Below are 19,622 nucleotides of genomic sequence, written 5' to 3' on the forward strand. Positions count from 1 at the left end.
GTCGGGCGCAGCGGCGCCGGCAAGTCGACGTTGGTCTCCCTGATTCCACGTTTCTATGATGTCGCCGAAGGTGCCGTGTGCATCGACGGCATCGACGTGCGCCGCCTGACCCTCGCCAGCCTGCGCGATCACATCGGCATCGTGCCGCAAGACTCGATCCTCTTCAGCGGTACGCTGCAAGAAAACTTGTTGTACGGCAAGCCGGACGCGACCGAGTCCGACGTGCTGGCGGCGGCCCGTGCCGCCAACGCCGACGAGTTCATCGCTCAACTTCCGGACGGCTATCTCACGGTTGTCGGTGAACGTGGTCTGCGCCTGTCCGGCGGGCAGCGACAGCGGATGGCGATCGCGCGCACGTTCTTGAAGGACCCTCGGATCCTGATCCTCGATGAAGCCACCGCCGCGCTCGACTCCGAGTCGGAGAACTTGATCCACGACGTGCTGCGCCGCTTGATGCATGGGCGCACGACGTTCATCATCGCCCACCGGCTGTCGACGGTGATGAATGCGGATCGCATCGTGGTGATCGAGCGGGGCGCGATTTGTGAGGTGGGCCGCCATGCGGACCTGCTGGCGCGACGGGGCGTGTACAGCCAGCTCTACGAGGAACAGTTCCGCCCTGGCAGTGTCCGCAGCCTCATCCCGGGAGACCAGAACGGGGAGGCTCGATGAGGACGTGTTCGGGGTTGTCCGCGCTTGCAAAAGACGGTTAATCCCGCAACTCTGCGGCTTCGTGGCGATGGGATGGTGGAAATTCTTGGTGATCATGTGACCGGTGACGGGTTGTGGGTGCTATGAAGTCACCGCTCCTTCGATTCACGTTGATCTTCTTCGGCTCGCTCCTCGGCTTCAGCGTGCTGAGTGTAGCCACGGAGCTGCAGAACCATCTGCATGTGGCCGAAACCGCGTTCGCCTCCTCGGCCACCTGGATGGCGCGGCGTGTCGGCAGCGCTGCCGCAGTTCACGACAATCTGATTACGGTGAACGGCTTGAGTCTGAACATCAATCACGAGTGCACCGGCGTCTTCGTGCTCTTCGTGCTGGCCAGCTTCATCGGTGCCTATCCGGCACGAATGAGCGCCAAGGTGGTCGGGATTGTGATCGGCGTCTCGATGCTCTCTCTGATCAACATGATCCGGATTGCCACCCTGGTGCGTGTGGTGGAGTTTTATCCCAATCTGTTCGTGTACTTTCATGAATACGTGTGGCAGGGAGCCTTCCTCATGCTGGTGACTCTGTACGCGGTCAGCTGGGTCGAGTGGGTACGCCGGTGAAGGGGCGGTTTGCTGCGAAGTTTTTGCTGGCCTTTGCCGCGCTGCTAGTGCTGTGGTGGTGGGTGGACTTCGCCGATCTTTACCGCATCGCGGTGTTGAGGACCGTGCAGCTGTTGAGCCCCGTCGTCAACGGCTGGTGGTTGGAGTTTGACCGTCCGAATCCTGTCGGCGACGTTGTCTTCCGCGCGGGGAAGCAGCAGCTCGCCATGCTGTTGCAGTTGCCGGCCCTGTCGATGGGGCTCGTGCCCCTGCTGTCATTGATACTGGCGACGCCCGGTTTCGGCCTCAGGCAGGCGGCGATCCGTAGCGGGCTCGGCGCGGTGCTGTACTTCACCCTCGATGTCGCGGTGATCCTCGCATACCCCTTCATCATGGACCGGCCGAACATCGTCAAGGACACGCTGGGTGTCTTCACTGGCTTGATGGCGTTTGTGGTTGCGCCGCTGGGGCTCTGGTTCGCACTTACCTATTCGGCCTTGCGCCCGCTGTGGGAGTTCACCCCGAGACGGCAGGACTCGCGAGGCAGCGTCTCGGACCCTATCAAGCACCGCTAGCCCTGGGCCAGGCGGCCGTGATCGCCATTTACTAATCAGGAGCAGAGTGTCAGAGCTTGGAGGCGCCGACCAGGCTGAGCACGTCGTTGCACCCGTCTTCAATCATTGAGGCGCGTGCATCGCGCATCAGCTTTTCGACCGGGTACTCGCGGCTGAGCCCGTTCCCGCCAAAGATCTGTATGGCGCTGCTGGCCACCTCAAAGGCGGTGCTGGTGCCGAACACCTTCGACGCAATCGAGTACTGCACCTGCGGTGGGTTGGTGCCGTTATACAGCATGACCCGCCATGCCAGTGAGCGCGCCGCTTCCACCTGCATGAACATTTTGAACAGCCGCGCTTTCACGCTTTGGTGTTCGAAGATTGGGAGACCCCCCTGGACTCGCTCCTTGGCGTAGGCCAGTGCATGCTCCAACGCCGCGCGCGCGAGACCCACGAACAGGGCGCCCATCGAGGCGTTGGCGAGGGCCAGCACGGCCTCCACGACCATGGCATACGCATCCGCCCCGACCACCATGTAGTCGGAAGGGATGCGGACGTCGTCGAAGAAAATCTCACCCTGATTGAGGGCGCGCTGCCCCAATTTGTCGAGCGGCTTGCCGCGGGAGACGCCAGGAAGATCGAGAGGGATGAGGCACACACCGCCACCCATGAACCCTTGTTTGGGCTCGATCGTGCAGAACAGCGTCGCCACGTTGGCGATGGTACCGTTTGAGACCCACGCCGATTTCTGGCCGGAGATGATGTAATGGTCCCCGTCGCGGCGCCCGATGCAATTGGGCTTGAGCTTCGGATCGGCGAAATGACGCTCCGTCACGGTCAGGGAATCGCTCCCATGATCGGGTTCCGTTATCGCCCAACATCCGATCTCGCGGTTGTCCGGCCCGCCGAACCGTTCGATGAGTGCCGGTCGCCCAGACATTTGCGAGAACAAGTGGTGGAAGCCGGAGACGCCGAGGCTGATGGCGAGCCCGGAATCGCCCCAGCCGAGTTCCTCGTTGATCAGAAAGCGTATGCGTGCCTGCTCCATTGGTGATAGGTCACCGCTTCCCGTCTCGAGCACACCGAGGTGGAGGTCGAAGTATTTCTTGAACACATCCCACAGGACGGAGTCCGGTGCGATGACGGCAGCGGGGTCCGGTAAACGGTCAAGCGCCGCTCCGGTGGGACGCATTACCTCTAGTGCGAAACGGCGGGCCGTATCGCGAATCTCGCGCTCCTGATCCGTGAGGCTTGTTTCGAGATCAACCAATGGCATCGGGAACCTCCTCTGCGTTCGTTCCTGGCACTACCGCTCAATTCCAGGGCAGCGAGCAATATCCTACCGACCGGTAGGACGGGATGACCGATGTCATCATTCAAGCTGACTGGCGAGAAAAACTGCGGCCGCGTGGCGGTGCGAGGTGAGGTGAGACCCGAGCCGGAGCAGCTTGGTGAAGTCCAGCGCCGTCACACCTCCGTCGACTCTCCAGGCTTGAGGTCGATGATCTGGAGCCCTGGGATGTCGGCGGTCGCCTGCCGCAGTGCCGCCGGCGTGCCGGTGAGCGCTGGGAAGGTGCCGTGGTGCATGGGGACGACGCGTTTGATGCCGAGGAGCTTGATCGGCTCCGGCTTCGGTGGCCCCAGCGGTGCGGTCGACATCTCAAGGCAAATCCAGCAGAAACGCGGACCAGTAATCGCTGAACGCTACCTGTCCGGCCGTACCCACGAGCCTCCTGTTGTCAGCGGCGATGCCCGTCACATCGGCCGGGGCCCCGGTCGTCGCGAAGGCATCGCGGTGTTCGGCTCCTCCTGCTTGGCCCTGACTGCCTCCTTGAACTGTCCACCGTCAAGGGCGTGCAGCTGGAGTTGCTCTTCGCTCGCGGCCGAGCTGAGACTCCATGTGCTTGAGGACGAAGCGCATCGCCGCGGGCTCCACTTTGGCCGGTCCCGTGAAAGCCTGGTCGAGGGCGGCGACCACGAAGAGATTGAGGAGGATCATGCCCGCGAAGAAGGCCGTCATGAACGCCTGCCGCCCGAGATGATCGAGGCCGAAAAAGAAGCTGAAGCCCACCGTGAGCATTCCCCCGGCGATGAGCGTGAACCAGATCAGGCCGTTCAGCTGGCCCTGGCCAAAAATGAGGCGCCGGCGGTGGCCGTTACTGACGTCGTCCATCCCTCCCAGGACGGCCGCGTAGAGGGCCTTGTCCCGCTCGGTCGCCGGATTCATGGACGAGACCAGGTCCCACAGGTGTTGGTAGGCCTGCCGCGTTCTGGGGCCCTCCTCGCCGGAGGGAATGCACGCCCACTCTTCCTCGATGACCAGGCGCCCGTACTCGATGACGGTTCTTCGGAACTCGTCCCTTTCGGGAACATCGAGGCCTTGGGCGATCCGAAACGTGTCGTTGAGGCTGTTTGCTTCCGCGTCGGCCACGGCCTGGGCCTCGTGGTAGCGTTGCCACGCCGTGACGACGGCGAATGCGATAAGGACAGCATACAGCGTTCCCATGATCTGCAAGACGTAGCCAGCCAAGTCCTTGTGCTCCTCGCGGAAGTGGAGCCCGGCCAGTTTCCGGGCCGCAAAGATTCCCACGAGGCAGAGGGCCAGCCCACCCCCTATGATCGACACAGCAAGCGCGTAGATGGACATCTGTAGTCTCCTCCCGAGCGGCACCTCTATCTTGCGGGTTCGGCGCCGAGTTGCCCGGCTCCCTTTCCGAAAGCCGGAATGCCAAAGCAGATCAGAAGGGACACCACGCAGGCGCAAGCCCCGAAGAGATAGGCGTCGCTGAACCCGGGCACCCAGCGTGCCGCCTCCGGCGCGAGCGCAGCGGCCTTTCCCGGGGCGGTTCCCCCCTCTGAACGGGCGTCACACCTCCGTCGACTCTCCAGGCTTGAGGTCGATGATCTGGAGCCCTGGGATGTCGGCGGTCGCCTGCCGCAGTGCTGCCGGCGTGCCGGTGAGCGCTGGGAAGGTGCTGTGGTGCATGGGGACGACGCGTTTGGTGCCGAGGAGCTTGATCGCCAGAGCCGCTTCGCGGGGCCCCATGGTGTAGAGGTCTCCGATCGGGAGGAGGGCGATATCCGGCTTGTACAGCTCGCTGATCAGCTTCATATCGCCGAACACATTCGTGTCGCCGGCGTGATAGATCCGCGTCCCATTCTCGAACTCGATGACATAGCCGCACGGGTCGCCGCCGTAGATGATTTGGCCTTCGTCGAGGATGCCGCAGGAGTGATCCGCATACACCATGGTCGCGGAGATGCCGGGTGCGATCTCAACGGTGCCGCCCTTGTTCATCCCGACGCAATTCTCGACGCCTTTGCGCCCGAGCCACGCGGTGGTTTCGTAAATGGCCACCACGGCTCCTGGCTTGACCGCGCGCGCGATTTCCACCGCATCGCCGATGTGGTCGAAATGGCCGTGGGTGATGAGGATGGCGTCGAGCGGTCGGTTCTCTTTCTCCGCATCGGGGCAGGCAGGATTGTTCCGCACCCACGGATCAATCAGCAGGGTTTTGCCTTTTGCACTGTGGATGCGGAAGGTGGAGTGCCCAAGCCAGGTAATTCGAATCGCAGGCTGTGCCACGGTGGTCTCCTTTCCCACTCTACCAGGACACCCGATCGCAGCGCTAGGTGTCGGACGATGATGACGTGTCGGTCGATCTTCAATTCGTCACAGAGGTCCAGCACTTCAAGGGTGCGATCCGGTGCTTCCACCCCGACGTCTGCAGGGTCCGCTCCTGCCCGTCGAGTATTTGTTCCTTGACCTGACGCTAGGCCCGCTGCACCTCGACGGTGGTGCCGCGCGGCCCGTGACTGGGGGCGTAGCTGAACAGCCGGTAGTGTAGGTGGCCGTAGCCCCCGGAGATATGCTGTGGCTTCCACGGCGATGGGACCGCCTCTTGGCTCTGCATCCAGTCCTTGAACTGATGATTCTCCCACGCGTGGTAAATGACCACCTGGCCCGGCTGCAACTGCGGACTGGGTTTGACGTGGATGTGGAAGGAGCCAACGTCGTTGAAGACCCGGACGTAATCGTGATCATTGAGGTCCCGGGCCTTGGCGTCGTTGACGTTCATGTACATGACGGGCTCGCCGCGTTGGAGGCGGAGCATGTGGCGTTGGTCGCGCCAGATCCCGTGAATCGACCAGCGCGTATGGCCGCCGGTCAACCGCAGCGGATAGTTGCCTCCGGCGGGCGGCGGTTCTTTGTGTACCGGAAGGGCCTCGCCGGTCTCCATGTACCAGGGATGCTCGAGCAGAAACTGTTGCCGTCCGGAGAGCGTCGGCCAAGGCTCTTTCTTTTCCACAAACCACTGCTGCGGGTACACCGTGTTGCCGGGCTCGAAGTCGCTGCAGATGGCGTTGTGCGGACCGTAGCGGCCGATGGCCTGGATCGGCAGGGCGCCGAGTTCCTTCGCGTCCTTCCAGGTGTAGCCCTGTGTCACCGAGGAGTTCTGGATCATGTGATCCATCACTGCTTCTTCGTTGTCGGCTTTCATCAAGCCGTCCATGACGTACTTCTCGAAGAAGTTGGCGTAGTCGCGTTCGATGCCGTAGTGATCCTTGAAGGGTTTGACACCGCGAGCGCGGGCGCGCTCCTGGAACTTCTCCGCCAGCATGGCGAAGACGACGAACTCGGACTTGGCGTCCTCCATCGGTTTCACGGCCTGGTCGGCGAAAATGACGTACGGCACCAGACTCTGCGGATACTTGAGGCCGATCTTCTCGTAGTACGCCGCGGCCGGCAGCAAGATGTCGCCCTCCAGGCCGGTGGAGGACATGCGGAAGTTGAGGTTCACGATCATCTTGAGCTTGGGCCACAAGTGTTTGCGGGCGAGTTGGGGCACCGGCCAGCGCCGCAACGGGTTGGCGCCGGTGTGGAAGTAGACACGCGGGGGCCGCTCGGGTGGCGGCGAAACCCGCATCCATTTCTTCTCCATGGCCTCTTTCACATACTCGGCCACGCCACGGGGCAACGCTGGGTCGTTGAAGTCCTTGCGATCGCAGACTTCGTTCATGCCGCCGTGGACGTAGAGGAACGGCAGCGTCGGCGTGAACGGCCGCTCCCAGCTGTGCTTCTCCAAGAACCCTTCAAAGTCGCGGGTCTTGAAGGTCATCAGCTTCATAAGCATCTTCTGGTAGAAGGGGATCTCGACTTCGTTGGAGATCTCGTTCAGGGCGTCGATGCTGTACCAAGCACCCGGCCGTATGCCACCACCACGCTTGCCCTGATTGCCGGTGAGCGCCATCAGCAGGCACATGGCCCGCTGCGCCAGGTCGGAGTGGTAATGTTTGCAGGAGCCCCAAGACGCGAAGATCGACGCCGTTTTGGCCTTGGCCATCTCCCGCGCTACCTGGCGGATCACCTCCGCCTGGACGCCCGTGATCTTGGCCGCCTTCTCCGGGGTGTACTGCCGCAGGTGGTCCGCGAGCACGTCCAGTAGAGGTCGGACCGAGACCTTCTTGCCGTCGGCCAGCGTTGCGGAGAACCGCCCGTGCAGCGCCGGCTTGATGGCGCCGAGGTGCAGGTCCTGCGTCTTGTTACCCTGACTGCCCGGTGTTTCGGCGAGCCGCTTGCCGGCCTCGTCCCAGAAGTAGAAGATCTCGTCGTTGCCGTTTGCCTGCACGTCTTTCTGCCGCAGGTAGCGGCCGGTGTCTTCGCGCACGAGAAAGGGCAGGTCGGTCTGTTCCTGGACGTAGTCGGGCTTGAACAGATTCTCGCTGATGATGACCTGCGCCATGGCGAGGCCGAGGGCGGCGTCGGTGCCCATGCGCGGGTTGAGCCACACGTCGGCATGGATGGAGCTGGCGTTGTAATCGGGTGCGATCGAGACGACCTTGGCTCCCTTGTAACGTGCTTCCAACATGAAGTGCATGTCCGGGATGCGGGTGTACACCGGGTTGGCGATCCAGATCACGATGTAGTCGGAGTTGAACCAGTCGTCGGAGGTGCCGTCGGCGTTGAAGTTGCCCCATGTCTGAATACATCCCATGGGGAGATCGCCCACGCCTGCCCAGGAGTCCATGACGGTGGCGCCGAGCATCCCGAAGAATCGCATCTCCGCGCTCGTGCCCGTGCCAAAGTCGATGTTGGTGGTGCCATGGTCGTAGACGACGCAATCGGGCCCGTCCTTCAACGCTACGTCGAGCAGCGTGTCCGCCACCTCGGTCAGCGCCTCATCCCAGCTCTGGCGCTGCCACTGGCCCGAACCACGCTCGCCCTTGCGCTTCAGCGGGTACTTCAGGCGCGACGGTTCATACATGAGTTGGCTGTAGCAGGCACCCTTCTGACAGCCGCGCGGGTTCATGTCCGGCACACTCGGATGGCTCGGTTTGTAAATCGTGTTCTGCTCTTCGCGCCAGACAATGCCGTCCTTTACGTACAGGTTCCACGAGCAGGCCGCGATGCAATTGGTACGGATATGGGTGCTTTTGACAACCTTGTCCCACGTCCATTTCCCGCGGCAGACGTCCTCCCAGTGCCGGTAATCGGGCACGGGGGGTTTGGCGAGCGCTGACGCGTCTCCCGCAGTCCCATTCCCTTCGGCTGCAAGGGCGAATTGGAGATTCGAAAGCGTGAGGCTAATTGCGGCGGCGCCAGCACCACGAAGAAAATTTCGACGAGTCAGTACCATCATCACCTGCTCCGAGGGTTGTGGGTGGGCTGAATGGGCTCTTGAGGTCGCATTCTTGGTTTCATGCCGTTGTTGCAGCAGTCTCCTATCCGCCTACCAAATGGTCGGCAGGCTGGACATGACTATTGCCGACGACGGAGATGACCTGTGTCACATAGAGGGGCGAGAGGGGCCGGTCCTGCCGACGCAGAGCTCAAAACGGCTTCACGCGCACGCCTTCATGGATCTGATCGCCGGGCCCATGGCCTCACGGCTCATCCAGAGAACGCCGAACCGTTTGTTGTCGGGGAAAACGTCCGTGCCGCGGATCTCATAGACGTATTCAGGTGACAGTGCGACGCCAACGATCCGCAGCCGTTCCCAATGGCCGTTGAGAACCGCGTCGACTTCCCACTCCCCGAGTGCCCAAGCAACACGACGAACTCGCTGCGGTACAGGTCGAGATCCACCGAGCGAAGCGCAAGAACCTCCACATCCCCCCAAGCGATAGATCTTCGTCAGCCCACGGGCTCGAAACACAACCTCGACGGAGGGTGTGAGGCGTGGAAGCAACGCAGCCACAGCACCGACAGTATAGCGGAAGTCGGCGGCCTTCTGGAAAGTCCATTCAAGCAGCAGAAAATGAAGCTGTTTCATTGCCTATTCTTGAATTCCCTGTGCCTGCATACTAAGAGACGCGTGTCCCGATCTGTGACGGTCGGGATACGCGTCTATGAGCCTCAAAGAAAATATCGAGCAACTCGAGCGGTTGCACAGGGAAGCTGAGCTCGGCGGTGGTGAAGACCGTATCGAGCGCCAGCACGCGTCCGGTAAACTGACCGCCCGCGAGCGGGTCGAGGTCTTGCTCGATCCCGGCTCCTTCGTCGAGACCGACAAGTTCAAAACCCACCGTTGTATCGATTTCGACATGGACAAGAAGAGAATCCCGGGCGACGGTGTGGTGACCGGCTACGGCACCATCGATGGTCGGTTAGTGTACGTCTTCTCCCAGGATTTCACCGTGTTCGGCGGCAGCCTCAGCGGTGCGTTTGCCGAAAAGGTCTGCAAGATCATGGACCTGGCGGTGAAGACGGGGGTGCCGGTGATCGGCCTGAACGATTCGGGCGGCGCGCGCATTCAAGAGGGCGTGGTGAGCCTTGCCGGCTACGCCGACATCTTCTTGCGCAACGTGCTGGCGTCCGGGGTGGTCCCGCAGATTTCCGCCGTCATGGGACCATGTGCCGGCGGGGCGGTCTACTCTCCGGCCATGACCGACTTCATCTTCATGGTCGAGAAAATCGGCTACATGTTCATCACCGGCCCCGATGTGATCAAGGCGGTAACCCACGAAGAGGTGACGAAGGAAGACCTCGGAGGCGCCGTCACGCACAATACGCGCAGCGGTGTGGCGCATTTCTCGGCGCGCAACGACCGCGAGTGCATCGCCATGGTGCGCGAGCTGTTTTCTTATATCCCCAGCAACAACCTCGAGGATCCCCCTTTTGTCCCGACCGACGACGATCCTGCCCGCCGCGACGAGAAGCTGCGGTCCGTCGTTCCGGACAATTCCAACAAGCCGTACGACATTCAAGAAATCATCAACGCCGTCGTTGACGACCGCCATTTCTTCGAGGTGCAACGCGACTACGCCAAGAACATCGTCATCGGCTTCGCCCGCTTGGGCGGCCGCTCGGTCGGCATCGTCGCCAACCAGCCCGCTTTTCTCGCCGGCTGCCTTGACATCAACGCATCGAAAAAGGCGGCCCGTTTCGTGCGCTTCTGCGATTGCTTCAATATTCCGATCGTCACCTTCGTGGATGTCCCGGGTTTTCTCCCGGGCACGGCACAAGAATACGGTGGCATCATTACCCACGGGGCAAAGCTCTTGTACGCGTATTGCGAAGCGACCGTCCCCAAAGTGACGGTGATCACCCGTAAGGCGTACGGCGGTGCCTACGACGTGATGTCCTCGAAACACATCCGCGGCGATATCAACTTCGCCTACCCGACGGCCGAGATTGCCGTCATGGGTCCCGATGGCGCTGTGAACATCGTGTTCCGCAACGAGTTGGATGGCGCCAGCGATGCGGTGGCCGAGAAGGAACGGCTGGTCGCCGATTACCGCCGCACCTTTGCCAACCCGTTTAAGGCCGCCGAGCTGGGCTACATCGATGAGATCATCATGCCCGAAGATACCCGGCCTCGACTCATTCGGGCGCTCGAGATCCTCGAAAACAAGCGGGACAAGAACCCGCCCAAGAAGCATGGGAACATTCCGCTGTAACGCTTACTGGTTCCCTCTCCCAGTGGGAGAGGGAGAAGACGTCCGATGTTCAAGCGTATCCTGATTGCTAACCGCGGCGAGATCGCCGTCCGCGTCATCCGCGCCTGCCGCGAACTCGGCATCGAGACGGTGGCGGTGTTCTCCGAGGCGGACCGCACGGCATTGCACGTGAAAGAAGCCGATTACGCCTACCCGATTGGTCCGGCGCCAGCGAGAGAAAGCTACTTGGTCATTGACAACATTTTGGGGGCGGCGCGCCAGAGCGCTGCGGACGCCATTCACCCGGGCTACGGCTTTCTGGCCGAGAATCCTGTATTCGCCCGGCGTTGCGCTGCCGAGGGCATCGTCTTCATCGGGCCGAGTGCCGAGGCCATGGAACAGATGGGCGATAAGGTCTCGGCCCGCACCTTGATGCAGAAGGCCGGCGTGTCGGTGGTCCCGGGTTCTGGCGGGACACTGGATACGGCGGAAGAAGTGGTCGACGTCTGCAACCGCATGGGATACCCGGTGATGCTGAAGGCTGTTGCCGGCGGGGGTGGCAAGGGGATGCGACTGGTGCACAAGGCCGACGAGCTGCAGTCGGCTCTGCGTGCCGTGCGCTCAGAAGCCAAAGCTTCGTTCGGTGACGACCGCATGTACGTCGAGAAGTACGTTACCAAGCCGCGGCACGTTGAGGTCCAGGTGATGGCCGACCAGTTCGGCAACACCGTGCACCTGTTCGAGCGGGAATGCTCGATCCAGCGCCGCCACCAGAAGGTCATCGAGGAGTCTCCCAGTCCCGCGATCAATGACCGCATCCGGGCCGAGATGGGGCAGGTGGCCGTCCAGGCGGCCAAGGCCGTGAACTACGTTGGTGCGGGAACCATTGAGTTCCTTGTCGATGCTGATCGCAACTTCTACTTCCTGGAAATGAACACCCGCATTCAGGTCGAGCACACGGTGACCGAGATGATCACGGGGGTCGATCTGGTGAAAACGCAGATCGAGGTAGCGGCCGGCAAGCCGCTGCCGTTCCGCCAGCAGGACTTGGTTGCCCGCGGGCACGCGATCGAGTGCCGCGTCTACGCCGAGGATCCGTACAACAACTTCTTCCCTTCACCGGGCAGGATCGCATTCTTGCAGGTGCCGGGTGGCATCGGTGTGCGCGACGATAGCGGTGTGTACCAGGGCTTCGAGGTCACCGTGTATTACGATCCTATCATTTCCAAATTGATCGTGTGGGGTAACACCCGGGACGAAGCCATTCGGCGCATGCGCCGCGCCCTGCAGGAGTACAGCATCCACGGCCTGGTCACCAACCTGGCCTTCCACCGGTGGGTGCTCGAGCATCCGCGCTTCCTCGCCGGCGACTTCGACACCAACTTCATTGCGCAGGAGTTCCACGGTTTCAAGGCGTCCGGCGAGCCGGCGCGACGTGACGCTGCGCTGACAGCGGCGGCCTTGGCGCAGCGTGACCGCGAAGTGGAACGGGCGACGCGCTTGGCCGCCACGACGGTGCCGGGCCGCCGGTCCGTGTGGAAGGAGGCGGCGCGTCGTGGGGGGCTGCGCAACTGATGGCCTACCTGGCGGAACTTCAGCAGCAGACGCACCGCATCGAGATTCACGTCGCCGGCGATTCGGCTTGCACCGTCGAGATCGATGGGATCCCGCGTGCCGTTGACAGCCGCCGCATCGGCCCAACCACATACTCGTTGCTCATCGACGGGCGGTCGGTGGTGGCGGACGTCTCGGCCGATGGCGATGACTACACCGTGTCCATTGCCGGTGAGATTTTCCGCTTGCGGCTGGTGGACGAACGTCGGCGCCAGGTGGCGCTGGGGGAGCCCGAGGAGGAAAGGGGCCGCCGTGAGATCCGCGCGCTCATGCCCGGCAAGATCGTCGACATTCTGATACAGGTAGGCGATGTGGTGGTCCGTGATCAGGGCATGCTCGTCATCGAAGCGATGAAGATGGAGAACGAAGTCAAATCGCCGGCTGCCGGTGAGGTGAAAGAGGTGTTCGTGCAGCCGGGCCAGGCGGTCGAGGCCAACCAGGTCCTCGTCGTGATCGAGTGACGGCAGCGGGCCAAACGCTTCCGAGGGCAGTAGGCGCCGATGGGCAGTATGGACGACATCAAGAAGGCACGACAGGCGTGGGAAGAACAGATCCTGAAGCGCACGCTCTCACGCTCGCCCGAACGCCGCGACAGATTCGAAACGACGTCCGGCATCGAGGTGAAGCGCCTGTACGCGCCGGACGATCACACGGATGAGGAATACGTCGAACGCATAGGCTTCCCCGGCACCTACCCGTTCACGCGCGGCGTGCAGCCGACGATGTACCGGGGGCGGTTCTGGACCATGCGACAGTACGCCGGCTTCGGAACGGCGGAAGAATCCAATCGTCGCTACCGCTATCTCCTGGAACAAGGGCAAACAGGCCTGAGCGTCGCCTTCGACTTGCCGACGCAAATGGGGCGTGACTCGGATCACCCGCGCGCACAGGGAGAGGTGGGCCGGGTGGGCGTTGCCATCGATTCGCTGGCCGACATGGAGACGCTGCTGGCCGACATTCCGCTCGACAAGGTCACGACTTCGATGACCATCAACGCGACGGCAAGCACCTTGCTGGCGCTCTACCTGGTCGTGGCGGAGAAGCAAGGCGTCAGTTGGGACAAGGCTGGCGGCACGATCCAGAACGACATCCTCAAGGAGTACATTGCGCGCGGGACCTACATCTACCCGCCGGCTGGATCGATGCGCATCATCACGGACATTTTTGCATTTTGCACCAAAGAGGTCCCGAATTGGAATACGATATCGATCTCCGGCTACCACATCCGTGAGGCCGGATCGACCGCGGCTCAGGAAATCGCCTTCACGCTAGCGGACGGAATCGCCTACGTCGAAGCCGCATTGAAGGCCGGCCTGAGCGTCGACGAGTTCGCTGCCCGCTTGTCCTTCTTCTTCAACGTGCACAACAACTTTCTCGAGGAGATTGCCAAGTTTCGCGCTGCCCGGCGGCTGTGGGCCCGCATCATGAAGGAGCGTTTTGGCGCCAAGGATCCGCGTTCCATGATGCTGCGTACGCATGCGCAGACGGCAGGGTCGTCGCTCACCGCGCAGCAGCCGGACAACAACGTCGTGCGCACCACCATCCAGGCGCTTGCCGCAGTGCTCGGCGGCACCCAGTCGTTGCACACCAACAGCAAGGATGAGGCGCTGGGGCTCCCGACCGAGGATTCGGTGCGGGTGGCGCTGCGCACGCAGCAGGTCATCGCCCATGAGAGTGGCGTGAGCGACAGCATTGATCCCTTCGCCGGTTCGTACTGCATCGAATCGCTGACTGATGAGCTGGAACGCCGGGCCGAAGAGTACATCGCGGCTATCGATAAGCTGGGAGGAGCCGTTCGTGCCGTGGAGGCCGGGTACCAGCAGCGGGAGATCCACAACGCGGCCTTCCGCTACCAGCAGGAAATCGAGCGCAAGGAGCGGATCATCGTCGGGGTCAATGAATTCGCTCTGGCCGAGGAACCGAAGCTGGAGATCCTCCGGATCGATCCCCAGCTGGAAGGACGCCAGAAAGCCAAGCTGGCACGCCTGCGGGCGGAACGGAATGAGGCTGATCTGACACGGGCAATTCGGCGGGTGGAGGAGACCGCCCGTGGTGAGGGCAACCTCATGCCCGCTATCATCGACGCCGTGCGGGTCTATGCCACGCTCGGCGAAGTTGCCGATGCCATGCGCCGGGTTTTCGGTGAGCATCGACCGTCGGTTACGATGTAGCGGCCGGTCCTAGCCGTTCGTCGCGTTCCCCCAGCGATTGCTGCCGGAGCCTCGGACGGGTTGTAGCTCTGCCGTATTCATGTTAAACGCGCCATCAATTTCAGCCGGTGCGGTGGAAGGAGGAGAATCAATGACGATGGTGGCCAAGAAGATCTTTCTCACCCGAGGAGTGGGGAAGCATCGTGAGAAGCTGACCAGCTTCGAAATGGCCCTGCGCAGCGCCAAAATTGCGCAGTTCAACGTCGTCCGCGTCTCGAGCATCTTTCCGCCTCATGCGAAGCTGATCACTCCGCAAGAAGGTCTGAAGCTTCTCAAGCCCGGACAGATTCTTTACGTCGTCATGAGCGACAACGCGACCAACGAGCCGCATCGACTGATGGCCGCCTCGGTCGGCGTAGCCATCCCAAAGGATCGCACGCAGTACGGCTACTTGGCCGAGCATCACAGCTTCGGCCTGACTGACGACAAGACCGGCGACTACGCCGAGGACCTGGCAGCGTCGATGCTCGCCACCATCCTGGGCATCGAGTTCGATCCGAACAAGAGCTACGACGAGCGCAAGGACGTGTGGCGCCTGTCGAACGAGATCGTCATGACCCGCAATGTCACTCAGTCCGCTATCGGTGACAAGGACGGTTTGTGGACCTCGGTGGTTGCTGCCGCGGTCTTTGCGGAATAGAAGAGCGGTCAGGGTCAGCGGTCAGCTGTTAGTGTTCAAGCCGCTTTCTCCCCCGCTGCGTCTTGTTGGAACGTGCGAAGGGTATCCCTCGCTCACGTTCGACCGTTGGCACTTGGGGGCAAAGCGTTACTGTGAGCTGAAAGCTGCCCGCTTCCTCTTTTGACTTCCTGGCATCCGTTCTGCCCTCGTGGCGCTAGCGGGGGTACCAGTGCAGACCCTGGATGAGTTCCGCCGGAAGTTGGTTGGCGTGCGATTCTCCCGGGGCGCGCTGCTGTCGATCCGGCGGGGTCCCTGCACCTATCGGATCAACGTTGGCTTTGCGGGCAATTGAAAGGCAAAAAAAAGGCCGGGCGAATTGCCCGGCCTTTTGGAATCCCTAAGAGGCGCTGTTAGTGAGTCGTATCTGGTAAGTAGATGAAGTCATTCTGACTGCGTGTGCCACGCTGGACTGCAACGTAGGCGCCAGTATGTATCGTACTCCCATGCGTGTGGAACTCCTCCGCGATCGCGAGCAGCCCGTGCCCATGCGTCGTGTCAGAGTCCGCAACGCCGCGAATTATGGTCTGTCCGGTCAACGTGCCTTCTACGCTGACGTGAAAGATCGAGATCGCGTTATTACCGTTGCTGTTGCCGACCTTCGTGTCGATGTATGAAAGGTAGCGTTCGCTGAAGCAGGTAAGCGGACCACTCGTCGAGAAGCGCTGCTCGAATTCGTTGTAGACCAAATACTGCACCGTGGTCCTGAGCGGGAGCTGAGTGTTGAAATCCTCGGAGCAAGGGACGAGAGTGAGAGCGGTGTATACCGTATCTCCGAGGGCGGGCTCTTCAGCACCATCAAAGAAGTGATCGAGGATCAGGTAGTTCGGGCAGCCGTTATACTCCTGTCCAAGCACCAAGGTGTTATCCCGATTGTTCGCGCCGTGGATCGCTTCGATACCAATGGCGTTGTAACCGTCGATATCCGCTGCGGAGAAATCGAAATACTCGATCGTCGCCTCACCCTTCAGATCATTGCTATCGACCGGGAATTCGTCGTCCCCGACCTCGACACACTTGAGCTCGCCGATCATCGGGTCTTCGTTCACCGGCGGAATGCTGCCGCTGTTGAACTGCCCCCCGGGCCCTGAAGTACCGGCGAGGGGAAGGTTCGGCAAGCCAGCGGACACGGTCCAGCCGATCGGCTGTTTCGCCGTCAGGCGGAACGTGAAATCGGTCTCGATCCAGCCGGGAACGCACCTTTCCGTTGGCAAGCAAAGCGGGTCGGGATTCACCAGCCCAGGGTCGCAGATGGCCCCCGTGGTTGAGCAGTGCCCGTTTGCGTTCACGTAGAAGCACCGGACGTTGACCGGATCGCCCGAGGTATTCGTCAGTTGAATGACGGTATCAAGGCCGTTACTCGTGTCGACCACGAGCTTCGGGAACACCACGATCGCCGCAGGATTCGTCGACGAAATATCGGCGCGCGCAGCACCCGCCCAGAGGAGCACCCCTCCCAGGAGCATGCATGCTCCCAAGAGAAAAGGATTCCACTTCACCGTACGCATTGCCCTTCTCCTTTCAGCTGTCAGGGAGAAACCAGCCACTGCCTTTTCCCCTCTTTGCGTCTGTCGCACCGAGCACTAAAGTGCCGGCATTGTGATCTTATCCGGCCCGGTGGCCGGAATCAGGCTGCCTTCGCTGTGCAGGTTGTAAGCGGCCCGGGCGGCTGTGACAGTTGTCGAGAACTCGCCTGCCACCTGCACGGTCACGATCCGCTCGGCGACACCCACCAGCCCTCCGGTAAAGCCGTTAAGCTGAACGACGGGAGTGATTTCAGTCTGGGCGAAATCGGTCCCGAGCACCGCACGTCCGAAAACCGAGCTGTCGACTGCTGTTGCCGAGAACTGCGTGTCGATGCGAGCGATTTCCAGGTTGAAGTAACATGCAACCGTGGTGCTGGCGGAGAATCGCTGTTCGAACTCGTTGAACACGAGGAACTGCACGGTGACGCCGGTGGGCAGCTGGTTCTCGAAGTCCTCGCTGCAGGGCACCAGGGTGAGCTCCGTGAAGTTGCTGGAGGTGCTCCCGGAGGGCAGGACTCCACCACGGTCAACCAATCCAACGACCACCGGATCCTCCGCCCCACTGGCGAAGTGATTGAGAATCAACTTTGCGGGGCAGGCGTCGTAGTTGGTGCCATCGAGCAAGAGCGGATTGGAGGGCGAAGCATCCGGTTTGCCGAGAATACCGACGGCATTGTACTTGGCCACGTCACCGATAGCGGTCTGGTTAGGATTGAACGTACCCGGAGCCGGCGCGGTGTCGACGAGAGACTTGATGGTCGCCTCGCCTTTCAGATGATTGCCCGTCAGCGGCTCACCGGAATCCGTCACTTCGATACACTTCAACTCGCCGAGGAAGTCTCGGACCGGGGGCACATGCCCAGGGGCGAAGCCCGCGCTGTCACTTCCCAAGTCAGTGATGCCTTCGAAGCTACGTCCGGTGCTTACGAGCCAGTGGGTTGGCTGCTGCCGCGTGAGCCAAATGTCGAAGTCTGTTTCCTGCCACTGCGCCACGCAGGTAGGGCTCGGGTTTTCGCACGCTTGGCCAGTGAGCAGGCTTACCAGCGACGCGTTCACGTAAAAGCAGTGTGCGTGTGCCATGGAGTTGCCAGTGTTCGAGATCTGGATGATGGTGTCAAACGTACTGTCGACGCGGACCTTTGGAAAGATGAGGATCGATGCCCCCTTTTCCGTTGTGACGTCAGCACGAGCGCTAGCCGCCATTCCTCCCAGCGCCACCGCGAAACCGCAGAGGCACGAGAGAAAAGCGTTCCACTTCACCGTTCGCATTGCCCTCCTCCTTTCCAGTCGACCGACCCTGCTCGCTCTGTTCCTGCCGCTCACGTTCGGTATGTGGCGGCAGGCTGTGTCCCACGCACAGCGTAAGTGCGGGGATACATACTCAAAAATCCGCCACATTGTCAAGAATAAGGTCACGGAAAAGTGGACTTGCCAACGGAAAAACGCCCACGCCAACGGAAAAACGATCGAAAGTGGCGTCCGGTCTGCCGATGGCCCGCAAGGGCGCTGGAAAACCCCTAAGGCCCGCGCCGATCGACGCACCTGTCCACGAAGAGGACCCGGCCGAGCTTCGTACCTCAGGGGGGTCCTGAGTTTCAGGTACGGGCGTCCTCCGGTTCTGCGCTTGTTCCCCGATTCGGGTGTTATGCTCGCACGATTTTCTCTCGCCCCTTGGTAACCGAGCGGGTGGCATTGCGCGTGTCGATCACCAGCGAACTGGCGTCCACGACGAGGTCGTAGTCGAAGACGGTATGGTCGGTGGTGATGACGACTGCATCCCACCGCCCCACCTCCTCGCGCGTGAGCGGCACGGACTGGAGGTGGAAGTCGTAGTGGCGTGAGCGCTTCAAGAACGGCACGTACGGATCGTGATAACCAACGTCGGCGCCCTTCTTGATCATCAGATCCATGATCTTGAGCGCTGGCGATTCGCGGGTATCGTCGAGATCGCGCTTGTAGGCGACACCCAGAACGAGTATGCGCGCTCCTTTGAGACTGCGTTGCCGCTCGTTGAGGGCATCCGTCAGCTTCTGAATCACAAACCCCGGCATGGCGGTGTTCACTTCACCTGCCAGCTCGATGAACCGCGTCGTCAAGTCATACTGCCGCGCCTTCCAGGTCAGGTAGAAGGGGTCGATGGGGATGCAATGCCCGCCGAGGCCCGGACCCGGATAGAACGCGGTGAAGCCGAACGGCTTGGTTGCCGCGGCGTCTATGACTTCCCACACGTTGATGCCCATGCGCTCGAACAGCAGTTTCAGCTCATTCACCAGAGCGATATTGACGCTGCGGTAGATGTTCTCCAGGAGCTTGGCGGCTTCCGCGACGCGTGCCGATGAAACCGGAACGATCTTTTCCAAGACGGCGCCATACAAGGCTGCGGCCGCCTCGCCACAGTCTGCCGTGTAGCCGCCGATGAGTTTGGGGATGGTCCGGGTGTTGTACTGCGCGTTGTTCGGGTCTTCGCGTTCGGGTGAGTAGGCCAGATAGAAGTCCTTACCGGCCCGTAGCCCACCGGCTTCGAGGATTTCGCGCACCACTTCATCGGTCGTGCCGGGATACGTCGTGCTCTCGAGCACGACGAGCTGGGCGTGCCGCAGATTGGTGGCAATGGCGTTTGCGGTTCCGATCACGTACGAGAGATCGGGCTCCCGGTGTTCGGTGAGTGGGGTCGGCACGCAGATCAGGATGGCGTCGCATTGGCTCAGGAGGCTGTAGTCGCTTGTAGGGTGGAAGCCAGAGCTGCCCGTGCGCAGCGGCTGCGAGTTCACGATGGCGCGTAAGCGCTCGGCGGGGAGGTGCCGGATGTAGCTCCCGCCGGCCCGCAGCTCCTCGATCTTGCCGGCGTCCACGTCGAAGCCGATTACGGCAAAACCGCCCTCGGCAAAGGTCGCCGCCAAGGGCAGGCC

The 19,622-nt window shown here is 61.7% G+C and carries 16 protein-coding genes and 1 pseudogene; 8 read left to right on the forward strand and 9 right to left on the reverse strand.

Features of this window, described 5'->3' with window-relative positions; genetic code table 11:
* The 3 genes from VF515_08620 to VF515_08630 all read left to right on the forward strand — a co-directional run.
* Positions 1-672, forward strand: a 672-nt coding sequence (locus tag VF515_08620; protein HEX7407696.1) for an ATP-binding cassette domain-containing protein, incomplete at its 5' end; no start/stop codon positions are given.
* Positions 673-794: 122 nt separating this feature from the next.
* Entirely contained in the window at positions 795-1,274 is a 480-nt protein-coding gene (locus VF515_08625) for an archaeosortase/exosortase family protein (protein HEX7407697.1), read from the forward strand.
* The gene (locus tag VF515_08630; GenBank protein ID HEX7407698.1) at positions 1,259-1,828 is read left to right on the forward strand and encodes a hypothetical protein; all 570 of its coding nucleotides are present in this window, start codon (positions 1,259-1,261) and stop codon (positions 1,826-1,828) included. Before VF515_08625 ends, VF515_08630 begins: the two co-directional genes overlap by 16 nt.
* A gap of 49 nt (positions 1,829-1,877) precedes the next feature.
* Here the strand turns inward: VF515_08630 and VF515_08635 are convergent, their stop codons facing one another.
* The 6 genes and pseudogenes from VF515_08635 to VF515_08660 form a co-directional block, all read right to left on the reverse strand.
* Complete coding sequence (locus VF515_08635) at positions 1,878-3,083, reverse strand: acyl-CoA dehydrogenase family protein (GenBank protein HEX7407699.1); 1,206 nt, start codon at positions 3,081-3,083, stop codon at positions 1,878-1,880.
* A gap of 191 nt (positions 3,084-3,274) precedes the next feature.
* A complete protein-coding gene (locus tag VF515_08640) occupies positions 3,275-3,466 on the reverse strand; it encodes a hypothetical protein (protein ID HEX7407700.1) in 192 nt (63 codons plus the stop codon).
* 187 nt (positions 3,467-3,653) lie between these two features.
* On the reverse strand, positions 3,654-4,454 hold the full coding sequence (locus VF515_08645; protein ID HEX7407701.1) for a hypothetical protein: 801 nt from the start codon (positions 4,452-4,454) through the stop codon (positions 3,654-3,656).
* Between the two features lie 219 nt (positions 4,455-4,673).
* Entirely contained in the window at positions 4,674-5,393 is a 720-nt protein-coding gene (locus VF515_08650) for a metal-dependent hydrolase (GenBank protein ID HEX7407702.1), read from the reverse strand.
* A 187-nt stretch (positions 5,394-5,580) separates the two neighbouring features.
* Positions 5,581-8,448 carry a molybdopterin-dependent oxidoreductase gene (locus VF515_08655; GenBank protein HEX7407703.1) on the reverse strand — a complete coding sequence of 956 codons (2,868 nt, stop codon included), beginning with the start codon at positions 8,446-8,448 and terminating at the stop codon, positions 5,581-5,583.
* 377 nt (positions 8,449-8,825) lie between these two features.
* A pseudogene (locus VF515_08660) lies at positions 8,826-8,997 on the reverse strand (ABC transporter ATP-binding protein).
* A gap of 160 nt (positions 8,998-9,157) precedes the next feature.
* On the opposite strand from VF515_08660, the gene VF515_08665 reads away from it, so the two are divergent.
* The 5 genes from VF515_08665 (at position 9,158) to VF515_08685 (ending at position 15,151) form a co-directional block, all read left to right on the forward strand.
* Positions 9,158-10,708, forward strand: a complete 1,551-nt coding sequence (locus tag VF515_08665) for an acyl-CoA carboxylase subunit beta (GenBank protein HEX7407704.1) — start codon at positions 9,158-9,160, stop codon at positions 10,706-10,708.
* A gap of 45 nt (positions 10,709-10,753) precedes the next feature.
* On the forward strand, positions 10,754-12,262 hold the full coding sequence (accC, locus tag VF515_08670; protein HEX7407705.1) for an acetyl-CoA carboxylase biotin carboxylase subunit: 1,509 nt from the start codon (positions 10,754-10,756) through the stop codon (positions 12,260-12,262).
* Positions 12,262-12,762: a biotin/lipoyl-containing protein gene (locus tag VF515_08675; protein HEX7407706.1), complete on the forward strand. Its 501-nt coding sequence runs from the start codon at positions 12,262-12,264 to the stop codon at positions 12,760-12,762. The genes accC and VF515_08675 overlap by 1 nt, the downstream gene beginning before the upstream one ends.
* A 39-nt stretch (positions 12,763-12,801) precedes the next feature.
* Entirely contained in the window at positions 12,802-14,472 is a 1,671-nt protein-coding gene (locus VF515_08680) for a methylmalonyl-CoA mutase family protein (GenBank protein ID HEX7407707.1), read from the forward strand.
* Positions 14,473-14,602: 130 nt separating this feature from the next.
* Positions 14,603-15,151: an arginine decarboxylase, pyruvoyl-dependent gene (locus VF515_08685; protein ID HEX7407708.1), complete on the forward strand. Its 549-nt coding sequence runs from the start codon at positions 14,603-14,605 to the stop codon at positions 15,149-15,151.
* Between the two features lie 389 nt (positions 15,152-15,540).
* Here VF515_08685 and VF515_08690 read toward each other — a convergent pair whose 3' ends face one another.
* The 3 genes from VF515_08690 to VF515_08700 form a co-directional block, all read right to left on the reverse strand.
* Positions 15,541-16,695, reverse strand: a complete 1,155-nt coding sequence (locus tag VF515_08690) for a hypothetical protein (GenBank protein ID HEX7407709.1) — start codon at positions 16,693-16,695, stop codon at positions 15,541-15,543.
* Between the two features lie 75 nt (positions 16,696-16,770).
* The gene (locus tag VF515_08695; GenBank protein ID HEX7407710.1) at positions 16,771-17,982 is read right to left on the reverse strand and encodes a hypothetical protein; all 1,212 of its coding nucleotides are present in this window, start codon (positions 17,980-17,982) and stop codon (positions 16,771-16,773) included.
* A gap of 374 nt (positions 17,983-18,356) precedes the next feature.
* Positions 18,357-19,622: nucleotide sugar dehydrogenase (locus tag VF515_08700; protein HEX7407711.1), on the reverse strand; the 1,266-nt coding region annotated here is incomplete at its 5' end.

This window comes from Candidatus Binatia bacterium (assembly GCA_036382395.1).
In the GTDB taxonomy this organism is placed as follows: Bacteria; Desulfobacterota; Binatia; order HRBIN30; family HRBIN30; genus JAGDMS01.

What these genes read in the sequence shown, in the direction of transcription:
- VF515_08625 (HEX7407697.1), top strand. Translation starts at nt 795, where the DNA reads ATGAAGTCACCGCTCCTTCGATTCACGTTGATCTTCTTCGGCTCGCTC.
- VF515_08635 (HEX7407699.1), bottom strand. Translation starts at nt 3,083, where the DNA reads ATGCCATTGGTTGATCTCGAAACAAGCCTCACGGATCAGGAGCGCGAG.
- VF515_08640 (HEX7407700.1), bottom strand. Translation starts at nt 3,466, where the DNA reads ATGTCGACCGCACCGCTGGGGCCACCGAAGCCGGAGCCGATCAAGCTC.
- VF515_08645 (HEX7407701.1), bottom strand. Translation starts at nt 4,454, where the DNA reads ATGTCCATCTACGCGCTTGCTGTGTCGATCATAGGGGGTGGGCTGGCC.
- VF515_08655 (HEX7407703.1), bottom strand. Translation starts at nt 8,448, where the DNA reads ATGATGGTACTGACTCGTCGAAATTTTCTTCGTGGTGCTGGCGCCGCC.
- VF515_08665 (HEX7407704.1), top strand. Translation starts at nt 9,158, where the DNA reads ATGAGCCTCAAAGAAAATATCGAGCAACTCGAGCGGTTGCACAGGGAA.
- accC (HEX7407705.1), top strand. Translation starts at nt 10,754, where the DNA reads ATGTTCAAGCGTATCCTGATTGCTAACCGCGGCGAGATCGCCGTCCGC.
- VF515_08675 (HEX7407706.1), top strand. Translation starts at nt 12,262, where the DNA reads ATGGCCTACCTGGCGGAACTTCAGCAGCAGACGCACCGCATCGAGATT.
- VF515_08680 (HEX7407707.1), top strand. Translation starts at nt 12,802, where the DNA reads ATGGGCAGTATGGACGACATCAAGAAGGCACGACAGGCGTGGGAAGAA.
- VF515_08685 (HEX7407708.1), top strand. Translation starts at nt 14,603, where the DNA reads ATGACGATGGTGGCCAAGAAGATCTTTCTCACCCGAGGAGTGGGGAAG.
- VF515_08690 (HEX7407709.1), bottom strand. Translation starts at nt 16,695, where the DNA reads ATGCGTACGGTGAAGTGGAATCCTTTTCTCTTGGGAGCATGCATGCTC.
- VF515_08695 (HEX7407710.1), bottom strand. Translation starts at nt 17,982, where the DNA reads ATGCGAACGGTGAAGTGGAACGCTTTTCTCTCGTGCCTCTGCGGTTTC.